The organism is Actinomyces sp. ICM47, assembly GCF_000278725.1.
GTDB lineage: Bacteria > Actinomycetota > Actinomycetes > Actinomycetales > Actinomycetaceae > Pauljensenia.
This window is the reverse complement of sequence record NZ_ALCA01000104.1, coordinates 1-15,746: the sequence shown is the minus strand read 5'-3', so window position 1 is coordinate 15,746 and position 15,746 is coordinate 1. Positions and strand designations below refer to the sequence as shown.

11 protein-coding genes and 1 CRISPR repeat array are annotated in these 15,746 nt (G+C 64.3%); of the genes, 5 read left to right on the top strand and 6 right to left on the bottom strand.

The genetic code is table 11. The annotated features are described in order from the left end of the window. Positions 1-5: 5 nt before the first annotated feature. From HMPREF1136_RS07205 to cas9, 4 genes are all read right to left on the bottom strand, one after another. Positions 6-1,019: an IS30 family transposase gene (locus HMPREF1136_RS07205; protein WP_034504165.1), complete on the bottom strand. Its 1,014-nt coding sequence runs from the start codon at positions 1,017-1,019 to the stop codon at positions 6-8. 104 nt (positions 1,020-1,123) lie between these two features. Then, positions 1,124-1,928: direct repeats of the CRISPR family, unit length 36 nt; unit sequence GCTGGGAATCAATCACCAATCCCCTTTGATATACTG. A gap of 49 nt (positions 1,929-1,977) precedes the next feature. Continuing rightward, the gene (gene cas2, locus HMPREF1136_RS07200; RefSeq protein WP_034505330.1) at positions 1,978-2,298 is read right to left on the bottom strand and encodes a CRISPR-associated endonuclease Cas2; all 321 of its coding nucleotides are present in this window, start codon (positions 2,296-2,298) and stop codon (positions 1,978-1,980) included. A 1-nt stretch (position 2,299) separates the two neighbouring features. Then, positions 2,300-3,217 (bottom strand): type II CRISPR-associated endonuclease Cas1, encoded by a 918-nt coding sequence (cas1, locus tag HMPREF1136_RS07195; RefSeq protein WP_009648682.1) that lies wholly within the window; start codon positions 3,215-3,217, stop codon positions 2,300-2,302. A 6-nt stretch (positions 3,218-3,223) separates the two neighbouring features. Next, positions 3,224-6,652, bottom strand: a complete 3,429-nt coding sequence (gene cas9, locus HMPREF1136_RS07190; protein WP_034505327.1) for a type II CRISPR RNA-guided endonuclease Cas9 — start codon at positions 6,650-6,652, stop codon at positions 3,224-3,226. Between the two features lie 261 nt (positions 6,653-6,913). Between cas9 and HMPREF1136_RS07185 the strand changes: the two genes are divergently transcribed. The 4 genes from HMPREF1136_RS07185 (at position 6,914) to HMPREF1136_RS07170 (ending at position 9,910) form a co-directional block, all read left to right on the top strand. After that, positions 6,914-8,326, top strand: a complete 1,413-nt coding sequence (locus HMPREF1136_RS07185; protein WP_009648677.1) for an ATP-binding cassette domain-containing protein — start codon at positions 6,914-6,916, stop codon at positions 8,324-8,326. Between the two features lie 104 nt (positions 8,327-8,430). Next, a complete protein-coding gene (locus HMPREF1136_RS07180; protein WP_009648678.1) occupies positions 8,431-8,901 on the top strand; it encodes a phage holin family protein in 471 nt (156 codons plus the stop codon). Further along, positions 8,898-9,335 (top strand): DUF3618 domain-containing protein, encoded by a 438-nt coding sequence (locus tag HMPREF1136_RS07175; protein ID WP_009648679.1) that lies wholly within the window; start codon positions 8,898-8,900, stop codon positions 9,333-9,335. The genes HMPREF1136_RS07180 and HMPREF1136_RS07175 overlap by 4 nt, the downstream gene beginning before the upstream one ends. Before the next feature lie 296 nt (positions 9,336-9,631). Further along, positions 9,632-9,910, top strand: a complete 279-nt coding sequence (locus HMPREF1136_RS07170) for a DUF3073 domain-containing protein (protein WP_034505325.1) — start codon at positions 9,632-9,634, stop codon at positions 9,908-9,910. Between the two features lie 250 nt (positions 9,911-10,160). Here the strand turns inward: HMPREF1136_RS07170 and purM are convergent, their stop codons facing one another. Next, the gene (gene purM, locus HMPREF1136_RS07165; RefSeq protein WP_009648685.1) at positions 10,161-11,321 is read right to left on the bottom strand and encodes a phosphoribosylformylglycinamidine cyclo-ligase; all 1,161 of its coding nucleotides are present in this window, start codon (positions 11,319-11,321) and stop codon (positions 10,161-10,163) included. Between the two features lie 100 nt (positions 11,322-11,421). Then, a complete protein-coding gene (gene purF / locus HMPREF1136_RS07160; protein ID WP_009648684.1) occupies positions 11,422-12,990 on the bottom strand; it encodes an amidophosphoribosyltransferase in 1,569 nt (522 codons plus the stop codon). A gap of 175 nt (positions 12,991-13,165) precedes the next feature. On the opposite strand from purF, the gene HMPREF1136_RS07155 reads away from it, so the two are divergent. Then, positions 13,166-15,676: a (Fe-S)-binding protein gene (locus HMPREF1136_RS07155; RefSeq protein WP_009648681.1), complete on the top strand. Its 2,511-nt coding sequence runs from the start codon at positions 13,166-13,168 to the stop codon at positions 15,674-15,676. The last annotated feature ends 70 nt before the right edge of the window (positions 15,677-15,746 follow it).

Genomic DNA, 15,746 nt, shown 5'->3' with positions numbered 1-15,746 from the left:
TGGTGTCAATGGGTGGTAGCAATGAGTTGGTTGAATGCTTCTGTGGGGGTGCGGTAGCCGAGGGTGGCTCTGGGGCAGTTGTTCAGTTCGTAGGCGATGGCGTCGAGGTAGGGCTGGTGGCTGGTGATGGGGGTTCCTTTGGGAAGGTAGCGGCGGATAAGTCGGTTGGTATTTTCGTTTGTTCCTCGCTCCCAGGGGCTATGGGGGTGAGCGAAGAACACCTCCACGCCGGTATCTTGGGTGAGGCGCTGGTGGCGGGCCATTTCCCGTCCTTGGTCCCATGTCAGTGTTCGCATCGCTCCTTCGGGTAGGCCCTGGATGCGGCGGGTGAGCGCATCACAGACCTGGTCGGCCCTGCGTCCCAGTGGCAGGGCCACGATGATCAGGTAGCGGGTGGTGCGCTCGACCAGGGTTGCGCACGCACTGGCCCCATCTTTGCCGATGATGAGGTCCCCCTCCCAGTTGCCAGGGATCATCCGGTCAGCAATGTCGGGGCGTTCGTCAATTAATCGCATGCCGACAATGGGTGGTGTGCGCCCGCCTGCAGGGGGTTTCTTGCGCATCCACCGCCTGGAGGGCAGGCATACGCCGTGCTCGATCAGCGTCTTCTTGGGGTGGGCGTAGATCCACGTGTAGATCGCCTCGTGGCTGATCGTGCGGCCCTGGGCGTGGGGAGAATTATCCATAGGAGCCACTGTGCCACATGCCTCCACGCTCAGGCGTCCGCTGATCTGGCGGGGCGTGCGCCCCTGCGACAAATCAAAGATCACGCGGCGGCGGAGAATCTCATCGCGGTCCAGGAGCCGCTTCTTAGGGCGGCGCCTGGCCACCTGCGCTGCTCTCCCGGCATCCTCGGCCTGGTACACGCCGCCAGGACCCCGATGGCGGGCGATTTCACGGCACACCACCGAGGGGCTACGCCCAATCAAGTGGGCGATACGCGTCTGGGACAAGCCCGCCTCCAACCCCGCCATGATCGCCGCGCGATCCTCAACACTCAGCATCCGACGACACCCCATGATCAGCCTCCGAACAGCATCACCGCTACACGAAAATTGCTTACACCCTATGACACTGCCCCCCTTTGATATACTGGCGCCGACGCAACCACTTGACCGCTCGCGCTGGGAATCAATCACCAATCCCCTTTGATATACTGACCTCATCGTCAAGGCGCTCGCGGTCGAGCTGGGAATCAATCACCAATCCCCTTTGATATACTGCGGCTTGTCATCACCAATTTGTGCGAGGGCTGGGAATCAATCACCAATCCCCTTTGATATACTGGTTCAATCAGATCAGTTTGGTCCGTCCTGCTGGGAATCAATCACCAATCCCCTTTGATATACTACCGACGATACTCGCATTAAGGGAGTTACGCTGGGAATCAATCACCAATCCCCTTTGATATACTGACGCCGTCTTGTACGCAGGGCGCAGCTCGCTGGGAATCAATCACCAATCCCCTTTGATATACTGGGACATGTCCCCGGACGAGCGTATCAGTGCTGGGAATCAATCACCAATCCCCTTTGATATACTGCACTACCCGACATGGTGTGTCGCGTGACGCTGGGAATCAATCACCAATCCCCTTTGATATACTGCGAGGCCTCCAGCGCGTCCAGCCGCTGGTGCTGGGAATCAATCACCAATCCCCTTTGATATACTGAACTTGTCCGGGAAGACATACCACCCGTGCTGGGAATCAATCACCAATCCCCTTTGATATACTGCTGACCGCGCCCAAGGTCAGCGTTGCTAGCTGGGAATCAATCACCAATCCCCTTTGATATACTGTCGGCTTCCAGAAGGTCGGCGGCTCGTTGCTGGGAATCAATCACCAATCCCCTTTGATATACTGTCGACGGCGACACCCCACAGCGCCGCATGCTGGGAATCAATCACCAATCCCCTTTGATATACTGAGAACCCCGAATTTTCGGCAGAAAATAGCCGAAAATTCGGGATTTTTGGTTAGAAAATCATGAGCTGTTCGGGTGCTCCAGCCTCCTTCCGAGGCTTCGCATTATCAAAACGAAGCCCCGTCGCCCACTGTCGATCCGTCAGAGCGAGCACCCGCACCTGCCCGCCCTCAGGTAGGTGCGTCTTGATCGCCCTCAGCGTTGCATGGTCCTGCCCACCCGTCGGCCAGTACTTCACGTACACGCTGAACTGAACCATACAGAACCCCCAATCCAGCAGATCATTCCGGAAACGCGTCGCCTCACGACGCTGTTTCTTCGTCTCCACCGGGAGATCAAACATCACCAAGCACCACATCGCGTCATCCGCCATCTCAGTCACCCACGCCAACCCGCGATGGCCCCTGCCACGACGCCACCTGAAGGCGATCAATATCCCCTTCGATATAGCGCCCAAAAGACTGAGCCAGCGCCTCGGCGACAGCTGGAATCCCATGGCCATCCGCATCAAAACGCTGCGACGCAGCCGCGACCAGAAGCTGCTTGACCTCTCGATCCGAGGGGGAGGCCGTGGCGGGGAGAGGTAGTGCTACTTCGTCGATTGCAGGTCGAAAAGGCTCGATCAGGTCATCGGCCAGCGCGAACGCGTTCCCGCGTCCCCGGTGGAACACACCGAGTGCCGGAGCGAGACCAGCTGCGAGAACGGCGCGCATGAGATGCCCACGAAGCACCGCGTAGCCATAGTCCAGACAGGCGTTGGCACCAATCAGCTGACCGGCCGCTGGCTGTCGCCCCACTCCCCGACCGAGCGTCCGCGACCAGTAGAGACGAGCGGCCTGAGCCTCAACGTTTCCGGGGTCACCCGAGCGCACCTGGTCCGCAAGCGCAAGAAGCTCGCCGCTGCCTCGAATCTTCAGGTTCTCGAGAACGGATGCCTGGCCCTCGATTTTTGCGCGAACCAAGCGTGCCCACGCGTTCTTTTTCCGAGGCACCGAGACCTCTGCCTGCGCCCGGTGACGGGCTGCTACTCGACCGTGATCCGACCACGAGTAGCAGCCGCCCTCTGGGATGCCTCTCCAGTCACAGAAGAGCACCGCGACATCCGCCTCAGACAGACGGTGGAGAACAGCGGCGCTCAGGTTGACCTTCATGCCAATAAGGACCACAGCCAGCTCTGCAACAGGCAGAACCGTCGACGCACCTTCATCTGGACAGACTTCCACACCGCCACGAACAGCACGAAGATCCCCCTCGAAAGTACACAGGTCAACAACACGCCACTGCTCTGCCATGGGGAATCACTCCAGCGTCATGGATACGGGAAGCGACGCCGAAGAATGGTAACGTTCCTCGCCCAGACAATTTCGGCGAATGACACGTACTCCTCCTGCACCAAACAGAACATTTACTGCAGGTAACCAGCCTGGCCTATCTACAGTCTTCTGAATAGCTTCGGATGTCACTTCAACCCCCAGAAGCGCAGCCTGCGTCTCATCCACAAAGCCTTCCTTCGATAGGAGTATCGGCTTGATACGCAGCTTTGCCGGTGTCATAAAACCGGCCACACGCCAACTGGTCGCCTCTGGATACCGCGCAAGAACCTCACCGATAAAGCCACCGGAGTACTTACTGGTGTCGATCACAAGCTCGTCACCTTCAACCAGCCAGCCGATCTGCGTTGCCGTCCCGTTGGCAAGTGCCTCCCGGATCTTAGGTTCCGCAGTTCGCATCGAGATGGTCGACGGCTTAAGCGGCGTGGTGAAGACGTCGTGGTCCTTGAGGCGCAGCAGATCTACCTGGAAGACGCGAATCATCGCATAGGCGGTCTTCTTACCGGCAATCCGATAGATCCTCGCGTGGTGGATCGCACCGCTTAGGTCAACATAACCACCACGCACCTTCAGACAGGCTTTCGGACCCGACTTCGAAAACTCGAAGAAGTTCACCAGCTCCGTCGGCCCCACGCGGGTTCCATTCACTGAGATCGTGCGCTGCGGATTTTCGGGCAGGCCCTTCTTCGGATCGAAATCGGGGCACCGAGTGAGCGCGGTCCACAGGGCCGGAGTCTCAGCACGATCAATCAGTTCGACGGGCATGGCAGAACCAAGCGAGTGCTGCTCACCGTATCCCTTTGTGATGATTTGCTTCCCGTCCGGGGTCTTCGGCGGGCAGAACGAGTGCACGGTCGCGTCATGAATGACGCTCGAACCGACGCGCAAGCGGATATTTTCAACGAAGGGGATCGCATTGTCGCTCAGCGCAATGTTGAAGAGCTCGACGCCACGCAGCATCGATTCTCGCCAGGACTCGAAACGCTTCGATGCCTCGCCGGGCTTCCCGTAGAAATGCTTCCAGGTTTCCTCAACGCCCGTCAGACGCTGCGCGTCGCGCATGTTGAGTCGCAGCGCCAGCGTCCGCGACACCGACGGGTTCATGAGCGCGATGACGAGCGCATCCATCGCATGGTGACGCCGATCGAATCGGGTCTTGCCTCGACCACCGATCAGGTTGACGCGGCTTTCGAAGCCCGAGGCCCTACGAGCCTCGGCGGTCAGCTGTCCTCGGTAGACGCCCACCGAGGGAACCGACTCCTCGTCTCGCGAGCGGTAGAACCCCTCGATGCGGGTGCGCAGCTCGACAGCCATCCAGGCGACGGATTCCATGGATCGACCGTCGAACTCCTGGTCCGGCTTCTTCGACTTGAGGCGCGCACAGACTTCGCGCTGCAGCTGCTTGAGCTGCCTGGGAGACATGCCGCTGTCGCGCTGCCACATATTGACGCGCTCGAGCGCACCCGTCAGGGACACTCCCTGATTCGCTTTGTCTGACGATGCCCACACGGCAAAGGGAATCTTGCCCTTCATGTGGTTGCAGGTACGGCACACCGCAGCCAGATTGGAGCGGTCGTTTGTCGATGAACCGTCCGCACGCGGAACAATGTGGTCCATTTCCGCGGTCGTATACGTGATCGGTGCTCCGCAGTACAGGCACTGGCAGTTCTGCCGTTGCAAGGCGAAGTACCGAATCTGGTCGGAGCGATGCACCTTTCCAGAGAGCTTAAGCTTTGCAGCCATCTCAGCAACAGCTGAAGCGTTTGCCTTGCGTCGCTTCTCGTTCTCGCGCATGAGTTCACGAGCGACCCGCTCAGACCCAAGCCCATCGCGCGCATGCTCGATATTGATGACCGTCGGTTCACCCCAGCGTTCAGTGGCAGCATGCAGCCACCTGCTGACCTGCTTGAGGACACGATCAACCGCCGGGTTCCCCGTCGGCGCTCCAATCGGTTCTACGGCAGGCTTCCAGTCATCACCGACGTTGAACTCCAGGCGCCGAGCCGTATGCAGATCAACACCGTCGCGAAGCATCCTGTCGGTGAGACGACGCAGGGAATCCAACGAATACGCGGCTCGTCCCTGCGGAAGCGAGATCTTCTCGAACTCGAGCTGATCGTCCTCAGTTGCCTGCTCGAGCAGCTCGGCGACCTCGTCGTTAACGTCGGTCCCATCCTCGGATCCACCGGAGTTCGAGAACGCGTCCACCATGTAGCCACGCTGTTCGTCGTCCGCTTCCTTCCACCACTCCTTCAGCCACTTGACCTTGCAGGCCATGATCTTCTCGGTGGTCACGTCGGTCGGAGGATTGCGCAGGACCGGCGAGCCATCGAAGGACGCCTTCGCGGTGCCGCGCAGGTCTGCTCGCTCAATCCGAAGCTTATCCGCCAGGTCCTGCCACGTAACTTCCTGTTTGAGGCTGACCTGATTGATGAAGTCGACAAGGTCCTCGAGTTCGTCGGGGGTCAGCGGACGCTCCTCACGTCCCTCTCGAATACGCAGGTTCGCCAGCACACTCACCATGCGGAACAGCTGGAATGCGGGATGCGCCTTCTCGGCGCGCACGTGTCTGCCCTGTCCCGGCAGTTCGTCGTAGCCGACGAGGCCGCGTTCCTTGGCGCTTCCCTTCGGGGACTTTGCCTCGAACACAACGCGAATCAAACGATCACGTTCCGCGGGTTCGATCCTTTGGACATCGCAGATCCCACGAATCTCCTGCGCATTATCGCTCTGGTGAAGTTTGCCAGCCAGGATCCCCTGGGGGCCTCTGAGCTTCGGAGTGCCGGCACGGCCCACGTAGTCGGGATGCGCCAGGTAGGTGTCCACCAGCTGCCCGGGAGTCGCATCAGCCGGGAAAGCCCTCCCCAGCTCCTCACTAATACGATCGTTGAGCCCCTTGAGGAAGTCACTGGGTTCGGAGGGCTGCAGCAGCGTCTCCACCTTCGCGTAGGGATTCCGCCAGCCTCGGTGACGGGCAATATGACGCAACGCGATCGAGAGTGCTTCCTTGCGCTTCTCATCATCCGCGATGTAGCCCTCCAGCAGGCCTGCACGCACGTGCCACGGCTCTCGAGGATCCTTAAAAGAAGTGAGATCGGGTAGAGGCCAGCCGAATTCCTTGGACAGAACACGATCAAGATTCACGAGGCGCTGGTGCCGCGTGCGGTAGAGGCGACGCGTCCGGCGGGCGACACCGGCGGTGAGCTTTCGGCTCTTAGCTGCCTTGTTCTCGTTCGGGTCGACGCCGGCGTCGTGGATGAACACCATAGAGTTCAGCATCCTGACAGGCTGATCGTTGCGATCGACCTCGACCGCGCAAAAGCCAATGGATTTCAGGCCGACGTCGATGCCGACCCGGTAGCGGATACCCGGAACATTTTCTGAGGAATCAATCATAGACACATGGTGTCACACTGCACACACATTTGCGCTCATTTCACAAAATACCGGGCGTTTCGCGAAGAAACGCCCGGTGGAGCATTCAGAGCCGCCAACGAGTCGACCCTTACTGAGAATCAATCGCTTACAGCGTATCACCACACAACACGCGACGCAAGCCACATTGCGAGCAAGTTTCGAGCAACATCACCAGCTCCACTCCCCTAGCTCCCGCGCGCCATTACGGCACAAACGACACGATCCTGAAACAATAGGGGCATGTCGAACGACTCGCGTGAAAACCTGCAGGGTACGGATGGCCAGGACGTGGCTGACTTGACGGCTGCCGCTGGGCAGGCCGTCGCGGAGCCGACCGCCGCTGCTGCGGTCGACGCTGCCGTCGAGGGGGCCACGGCCTCGTCGACGACGGGCGCGCAGGACGAGGCCGTCCTGACTGACGCTCAGCAGCCCCAGAACTCCCCGTACGCGCACAGCCCCCAGAGCGGCGCGCAGGCCCCCCAGTACTCTCCGCAGCCACCGGCTCCTCGCCGGACGCAGAGTAAGGTCATGGTCGCGCCGGTGCCTGCACGCGTGCCCGCGACTGAGCCGCGCCCGTGGTACCGTTCACGCCGCTCGTTTGCGGCGAAGGGCGGCGGCGGCAAGGTCCTGGTCGCCGGCCTGGGCCTGACCTACACGGATCATGCGACGGGCGCGCTCCTCCTGGCGAACGTGGACATGGGTTTCCGCGCGCGCACGCTGAGCGCGATCCTGGATCCGACGGGCCGCCGTGCTCGCGCCCTGTTCCTGATCCTTGCGGGCCTCGAAGAGCCGCAGGCTGGCCGCATTATCGCTGCGCCGTCGCGTTCGTGGGTGGCGCGCCTGGCGGGCCGCATCGGCTCGGTGGCGCTGATCCGTATGGATTCTCCGCTGGATGAGACGCTGACGATCCGCCAGAACATCCTCGAACCCCTGTCGGCGACGGGTTCGGTCGCGGACTGGGATAACCTGGTGGGGTCGCTCCAGGTGACGGGTCTGGCGCAGCGCGTTGATCGGTATCCCTCGGAGCTGACGCCGTGGGAGCGTTTCAAGGCGCTGATCGCTCGCGCGATCGTGTCCGGTGCGGAGGTGTTCCTCATTGAGGATCCGATTTCCCTGCCCGATGAGGCGCGCACCGAGTTCGAGCCGCTCCTGAGGTCGCTGACCAAGGCGGGCTGCGCGGTCGTCGTCTCAACGCCGTCCCCGGAGCTAGCCGCCTCGACGGACCGTGCGATTCTGCTCACGAACGGTCGAGTGTCGCTTGACGCGCCGAACCCCACGCCCGTGATCATCGCGACGTCCCTGGAGGCCAACCCGGAGGATCAGAGCACCCTCCGTGCATCACTCCCCTCCCCCTTTGACGAGGTCGTGGCTGGCACCTCCGGTTCCCTTCCCTCGTCGGCTCCCGCCCGCCGCTCGATTGGCGCGGCGACGAACGCTCAGGATCTTTCTTTTGACGAGGCCCCTGTGGACGAGCCGGTGCTCATTGCGCCGGTTGAAACGAACGCTGGTTCGGCCGACAACGCGCCGCTCCGCGACATCCCCGCGGTCGATTCTGAGGACCCAGCACAGGCCGAGGATGAGGTCTCCGAGCTGGTCGTGCGCGCCCGCAAGATCCTGTCGGATCTGCCGGGTCCCATCGCGCCGAAGGAGTAACGCGAGGAGTAGCGTACGGGTCACTGCGAGCCGCCTCTCTTCATGAGAGACTAGGCTTATCAGGCGAGCCGTCGCCTCGTTACCCCGCACGCGCAGGAGCCCCTATGACCCAGTCTATCCCCCAGCCCGGGCAGTACCCGCCGCCCGAGGCCCCCACGCAGCACGCGCCGCAGCACGCGGCTCCCGCATCCGAGGCACGCCCCAGCATTGGCAGCCTCGTCGCACTGGTGACCAGCCAGCTGTCGGGAATTCTGCGTGACGAGATCGAGCTCAATAAGACGAAGGCGCGCGCTTTCGCCGCCAAGAGTGGTAAGGGTGCGGGCCTGCTCGTCACGGCCGCCGTTTTCGCGCTTTTCCTACTGGGTTGGACTCTCCACACGGTCGAGGTTCTCCTGGCCCTCGTGCTTCCGGCGTGGGCGGCGTCGCTGATTGTTGTCGTGATCCTGCTGGTCATCGTGGCGACCCTGGCCCTGGCGGGTAAGAACGCCCTCCAGAGCGCGCAGAAGCACCGTCCGGATCCGGCCGCATCGGTGGCCGCTACCAAGGAAGCTATCGAGAAGGGACTGGGCAAGTGAGCAACTCCGTCGACCCGCGCACCGTGACCGTCGGCGAGCGCGCCGCTCAGCCTTCCGGCACACGCACCACAGCCCAGATTGAGGCCGACCTCGAGCGTCAGCGCGCCGAGCTGGCCGCCACGATCGATCAGCTCTACGCGCGCGTGCAGCCCGCCACCCTCGCCCAGGAAGCGAAGGAGGAGGCCACCGTGCGTTTCAAGTCCTTCAAGGAGAGCGCGTCTCTGACTCTTCAGGACGCAGTCGGCGGCAACGCGGAGGCCATCAAGAAGGTCGCCGTCGTCGCCCTGTCCACGGTGGGTGCCATCGGCGTCCTCGTCCTGCTGGCCACGCGTAAGCCGCGTCGCGCACGCCGTCAGGCTCGCCGCATCGGCCGCGAGGCCGCCAAGCAGACTCTCGCCGCGCTCGCGAAGGCCGACGAGGCCGTGGACGCCTGACTCTTCCGCCTTTCCGTGTGCTCCCCTCGCCCGGGCATCCCGCTCGTGCGAGGGGATTGCGCATCTGCGCGCCTGACAGATTAATCCGTAATACCGTTCACATGACGCTGCGCGTCGCGCACGTTTTCGGCGTGTTGCCGGGGATTCACCCCCTTCGGGTCAATCCGCTCAGCGCGCAAAAACCGATCCAAGGTGAGGTCAAGCCGTTCCATTAGCTATGATGGTCCCACGAAACATTTTGAACACCCAGGGAACCGCTTGATGCGGACCCGAACGACGCGGAGGGGGTCGACGCCATGGGGCGCGGCCGTCAAAAGGCTAAGCAGATGAAAGTCGCTCGGAAGCTGAAGTACTTCAGCCCCGACACCGACCTACACGCACTTCAGCGAGAGCTGGCGGATGAGGACTCGTACACGACGAACAGTGCCGTGGACGAGCCTGAAGAGGACGATGCAATCGACGACGACCTCTACTCGAAATACGCCGACTTCGCGGATATTCCGGCAGAGGACGACGACATCGACCCGAAGCAGCTCGATGAGTCCTTCTGGACGGGTGGTTCCTCCACCAAGTAACGGCTGAGCCATTCGGCGGACCGGCCCCGGTCCGCCGCTTTGGCGTACCCGAAACCTAGCGTCAGGTCCCGGTTCACGGCCGCGCGCGTCAGCGTACCGCGCGCATCGCTGTCACGCATGCGTCGCTGTCATGCGCACCCGCCGAAGTTTCCCGCTTGGTCGCGCCGAGGCCTCGTCCATCCCCAAGCACAGCGGGGCCAAGGCCACCCGGCCCCAGCCCCGCCCGCTCGAGCTCGGAGACGCAGAAGAATCAGCTGACGCGGTACTCGCCGTGCAGCAGCACGGCACCCGCCTGGACGCCCTTCGTGCCGGAAATGAGGCGCACGCCGGAGGAGTCCGCGCTCAGGTCCGAGACCAACCCGAAGCCAGCCACCGTACCGTCAGCACCGGCCGACGTCACGGAACCCAGGACCCACGCCGCCACCCCGGCCTCGTTGATCGCGGCCAAGACCTCGGAGGCCACGGACGCGGAGACGACGGCGACCATGCCGACGCCCAGGTTCAGGGAGTCCTCCATGCCGACCCAGGTGACGTCGCCGCCGCGGCGCACCCAGTCGAACACGGCGGGGACGGTCCACGTGGAGCGGTCCACGGTGGCGATGGCACCCTGGGGCAGGACACGCGACAGGTTCGCGGCCAGGCCGCCGCCGGTCACGTGCGAGTAGGCGTGAATGCCGCCGACGCCGAAGTGCTCGACCAGGTCAAGGCACAGGCGAGTGTACAGGCGGGTGGGCTCGAGGAGTTCCTCGCCGAGGGTGCGGCCGAACTCGGCGACGTGGGACTCCAGCGACGCGCCGACGCGGGAGACGACGGAGCGAACCAGCGAGTAGCCGTTAGAGTGCAGGCCCGAGGAGGCCATCGCGATAACGACATCCCCATCGGTCACGCGCTCGGGACCCAGCAGCTTCGAGGCGTCCACGACGCCGGTCGCCGCGCCCGCGATGTCGTAGTCGTCGGGTTCCATGACGCCCGGATGCTCCGCTGTCTCGCCGCCGATGAGGGGCGTGCCCGTGGCCTCACAGGCCCGCGCGATGCCGGTGACGATGGAAGCGATACGCTCGGGGACGACGTGCCCGCAGGCGATGTAGTCAGTCATGAGAACCGGGCGCGCACCGATCACGACAATGTCGTCGACGACCATGCCGACCAGGTCCTGGCCGATCGTGTCGTGCACATCCATGGCCTGCGCAATCGCAATCTTCGTGCCCACGCCGTCCGTGGAGGTCGCCAGGAGCGGCTTCTCCATGCCCAGCAGCGCCGACGCGTCAACCATGCCGGCGAATCCGCCGGTCGCGCCGAGCACGGTGGAGTCGTGGGTGGCGGCGACGGCGCTCTTCATCAGCTCGACGGCGCGGTCTCCCGCCGCCGTGTCGACGCCAGCGGTCGCGTAGTCAAGGGGGGTGTCGGTCATGGGTGGTGCCTTTCGCGGGTGGCGCTCGACGAGGCCATGTCTGGGTGATCGGGACAGTAACAAAGCCCGCGACGCGGGGGGCGCGTCGCGGGCGTGGAGGTTAGCAGGGGGTGGCGTCGGGGGTTCCGGGTACGGGCGTCCCGGCGGGGATCGCCTCGGGGTATTCGCCGGTGAAGCAGCCCAAGCACAGGGAGGTCCCCTGCCCGGTGGCCGCGACCATGCCATCGATGGAGAGGTACGCCAGGGAATCGGCACCGAGGTGAGCGCGCACCTGATCGACGTCCATGGAGGAGGCAATCAGCTCAGCGCGCGTCGGGAAGTCGATGCCGAAGAAGCACGGCCACAGGACGGGCGGGGACGAGATGCGAATGTGCACCTCGGCTGCCCCGGACTCGCGCAGCATTCTGACCAGCGCGCGCTGCGTATTGCCGCGCACGATGGAGTCGTCGATGACGACCAGGCGCTTGCCTTCGATGACCTCGCGCAGCGGGTTGAGCTTGAGGCGGATGCCGAGCTGGCGCAGCGACTGCGTGGGTTCGATGAAGGTGCGACCCACGTAGGCGTTCTTCACGAGGCCCTGCGCGAAGGGGATGCCGGCCTCCTGCGCGTAGCCGATAGCGGCGGGCGTGCCCGAGTCGGGGGTGGGCATCACCAGGTCCGCCTCGATGGGGTTCTCTCGCGCAAGCGCAGCCCCCATCTCGTGGCGCGCGGCGACGATGCGGCGTCCACCAATCGTCGTGTCGGGGCGGGCCAGGTACACGTACTCGAAGACGCAGGTGTTGGCTCGGCGCACAGCGAAGCGGCGCGAGTGCACGCCCGACGCGTCGATGGAAATCAGCTCGCCGGGCTCGATCTCGCGCACGACGGTCGCGCCGCACAGGTCCAGGGCAGCCGTCTCGGAGGCGACAACCCAGCCGGAGGCCAGGCGACCGAGCACAAGCGGGCGGTAGCCATGCGGATCACGCGCGGCGTACAGCGTGTTCTCGTCCATGAAGACCAGGGAGAACGCTCCCCTGATGCGCGGCAGGACCTTCAGGGCGGCACCAACGAGGGGCGCGGGTTCAGGATCGACCACCGCCGAGGCCGAGGTCACCTCGTCCCCCTCCGCGTCACCGGGCGTGACGGCGGGTGTCGCGATGAAGGGGGCCGGACCGGGAATACGGTCGGCCATGCCGAGGAGCGCGGTCACGAGGGAAGTGTCGGTAGAGGCTCCGCGCTCGAAGTCCTCGCCGTCGTCGGCGATGTCGGCGGCCAGCTCACGCAGCTCAACCGTGTTTGTCAGGTTGCCGTTGTGGGCCAGGGCAAGCGTGCCCGTGGGGGTGGGACCCAGCGTCGGCTGGGCGTTGCGCCACACGTCCGCGCCGGTCGTCGCGTAGCGCACGTGTCCCAGCGCGATGTGGCCGCGCAGGCCCTGGAGGGACTGCTCGGAAAACACCTTGGAGACGAGTCCCTGGTCCTTGTAGACGAGGATCTGCTTGCCATTCGAGGTAGCAATGCCAGCACTCTGTTGGCCTCGGTGCTGGAGGGCATAGAGGGAGAAGTAGGTCAGGCGGGAAACATCCTCGCCCGGGGCCCATACTCCGAAGACACCGCAGTGATCGTGCGGGTGATCGTCCCCGAAGAGTTCCTGGTCGGACAGTGTCATGTCTGGCTGCGAGACGGGAAGCACGATCTCACTTTGACACACTTTTTCACAGCTCGTGGCACATATCCACGTTGTGGTGAGCACATCTGTGCCTCCGCGCAGGCCACTCGGCGCGTAATTGCGCACGCTTTGCCGGGGAATTCGGTCGCTCGCGGATCGAGATGCCACAATGGAGTGCAGAAAAAACAGAGGAGGAAACGTGGCCAATCCAACGCTGAGCGCCATCATGTGGGGACTCGCCCTGCTGGTGAGCGCTCTGGCCATCCTGTCGTTCGCGCGAGGCCTGACTCACATGTGGCGCACGGTCTCGGCGGGAACGCCGGATCCGGGGCGCCTGCGTCCGGTCGGCAAGCGAGCGTGGGGCGTCGTCTCGGCGGCCCTCACCCACCGCGAGTTCAAGGGCCGCCCCTGGATCAAGTGCGCCCACTGGCTCGTCATGGTGTCCTTCCCGATCCTCTTCCTCACCCTGGTCACGGGCTACGCGCAGCTGCGCATCCAGACCTTCACGCTGCCCCTCCTCGGCCACTTCGCGCCGTGGGAGTGGCTCACCGAAGTCTTCGCGTGGGGCGGCCTGGCCGGCATCATCCTCCTCATGATCGTGCGCCAGCGCGCCGGGCGCGGCACGGCCGCCGAGGCGGCCCTGTCCAACGACGATCCCGACGGTGCTGCCGCCGCGGCCGACCCGAACGGCGCCCCGCCCTCGTCCCTGGCCAAGCCTCACCCGCGCGACTCCTCCCCGCGCGGCCTGGCCTCCCGCTTCCTGGGTTCGACCCGCTGGCAAGCGCTCTTCGTTGAGTGGGTCATCCTCATCGTGTGCGCGTGCGTCGTGGCCTTGCGTGGCCTCGAATACGCGCTCTTCAGCGTCACGCCGGGCCTCGAGGCCCACGCGACCGCACTGCACTTCCCACTCACCGCCTGGCTCGGCGCGCTCTTCGTTGCCGCGGCCTCCTCCTCGGCCGCGTCGCTCGCAAACGCAATCGTCCTGGTCAGCGCGCTCAAGGTCATCACCTCCATGACCTGGCTGACGGTCGTCGGCATTCAGACCGGCATGGGCGTCGCGTGGCACCGCTTCGTCGCGATCCTCAACCTGTACACGCGCCGCAACGCCGACGGCACGAAGTCCCTGGGACCGGCTGACCACATGCTCATTGACGGCAAGCCCGTCACCAGCGAGGACGACTTCGACGATCTCCCCGAGGACACGGTCCTCGGCGTGGGCACGGTCGACGACTTCTCGTGGAAGGCGCGTCTAGACCTGTACTCGTGCACCGAGTGCGGTCGCTGCCAGGAGCTGTGCCCCGCGTGGAACACCCAGAAGCCCCTCTCCCCCAAGCTGCTCATCATGGGCCTGCGCGACCACATGGAATCCGCCTCCAACGTGCAGATCGTCGAGCAGGAGGAAGGCCCCCAGAAAATCGAGGACGGCGAGGTACTGCTTGACAAGGGCGTGCCGGCCTCGCCGCACTCCTTTGATCTCGTCTCCGCCCTGTCCCTGTCGGGCGCGACCGGCCCCGAGGGCGTTTCCGCGGTCACCGCTCCCCTGGTCCCCGAGGTCGTCTCCGAAGAGGTCCTATGGGACTGCACGAACTGCGGTGCCTGCGTCGAGCAGTGCCCTGTCGACATCGAACACATCGATCACATCCTCGATCTGCGCCGCCACCAGGTCCTCATGGAGGGTGCGTTCCCCCGCGAGCTGGGCCGCGCGTTCCGCGGCATGGAATCCAAGGCGAACCCCTACAACCAGGCAGCTCGCAAGCGCATGGACTGGGCGAAGAAGCTGGACTTCGACATCCCCGTCGTCGGCGAGGACATCGAGGACGCCTCGCAGGTTGACTACCTGTTCTGGGTGGGCTGCGCGGGTGCCTACGACGACACAGCAAAGAAGACCAGCGCCGCCGTCGCCGAGCTGCTGCACACGGCGGGCGTGTCCTTCGCGGTCCTCGGATCGGGCGAATCATGCACGGGCGACCCGGCCCGCCGCGCTGGCAACGAGGCGCTCTTCCAGATGTTGGCCGCCCAGGCGATCGACACGCTCAAGGAAGCCAAGCCGCAGAAGATCGTCGTCTCCTGCGCGCACTGCTTCAACACAATCGCAGGCGAGTACCCGGAGCTGGGCGGGCACTTCGACGTCGTCCACCATACGCAGCTCCTCAACCGCCTCGTGCGAGACGGCCTGCTCACGCCGGTGGCCCCCACGGCCTCGGCTGCGTCCACTGCCTCCGCGAGCGAGGACGCCACGGACGAGGCCGGGGCACAGTCGGCAGACAACGCTCCCTCGGTCGGCACACCCCTGAAGGTCACCTACCACGACGCGTGCTTCCTGGGACGCCACAACCGTATCTACGAGCCGCCGCGCGAGCTCGTGGGTTCCCTGCCGAACGTGGAACTCGTCGAGATGCCGCGCAACCGCGACCGCGCGATGTGCTGCGGCGCGGGCGGCGCGCACGCCTGGTTCGAAGAGACGCGTGGGACCCGTATCGCAGACGCTCGTATCGTCGAGGCCGCGTCCACGGGCGCGGACGTCGTCGCGACGGCCTGCCCCTTCTGCTCCCAGATGCTCGGCTCCGCGTCGGGCACATCCGCCGGATTCGTTTCCTCCGACGCCACCGACCGAGGCACCGAGGGCACCTCAACACCGACACGCGGGAAGCTCCCGGAGGTGCGCGATGTCGCCGTCATGCTGCTCGAGTCCGTGAAGCGCGGACAGTAACCGACGCACGCACGCTGATGGCGAAAGGGCGGCCCCGCAGACACACCTGCGGGGCCGCCCTTTCGTTCAC

Excerpts from the sequence above, each read along its gene's own strand:
- cas9 (WP_034505327.1), bottom strand. The coding sequence starts at position 6,652 with ATGATTGATTCCTCAGAAAATGTTCCGGGTATCCGCTACCGGGTCGGC.
- HMPREF1136_RS07170 (WP_034505325.1), top strand. The coding sequence starts at position 9,632 with ATGGGGCGCGGCCGTCAAAAGGCTAAGCAGATGAAAGTCGCTCGGAAG.
- purM (WP_009648685.1), bottom strand. The coding sequence starts at position 11,321 with ATGACCGACACCCCCCTTGACTACGCGACCGCTGGCGTCGACACGGCG.
- HMPREF1136_RS07185 (WP_009648677.1), top strand. The coding sequence starts at position 6,914 with ATGTCGAACGACTCGCGTGAAAACCTGCAGGGTACGGATGGCCAGGAC.
- HMPREF1136_RS07180 (WP_009648678.1), top strand. The coding sequence starts at position 8,431 with ATGACCCAGTCTATCCCCCAGCCCGGGCAGTACCCGCCGCCCGAGGCC.
- cas2 (WP_034505330.1), bottom strand. The coding sequence starts at position 2,298 with ATGGCGGATGACGCGATGTGGTGCTTGGTGATGTTTGATCTCCCGGTG.
- cas1 (WP_009648682.1), bottom strand. The coding sequence starts at position 3,217 with ATGGCAGAGCAGTGGCGTGTTGTTGACCTGTGTACTTTCGAGGGGGAT.
- HMPREF1136_RS07205 (WP_034504165.1), bottom strand. The coding sequence starts at position 1,019 with ATGGGGTGTCGTCGGATGCTGAGTGTTGAGGATCGCGCGGCGATCATG.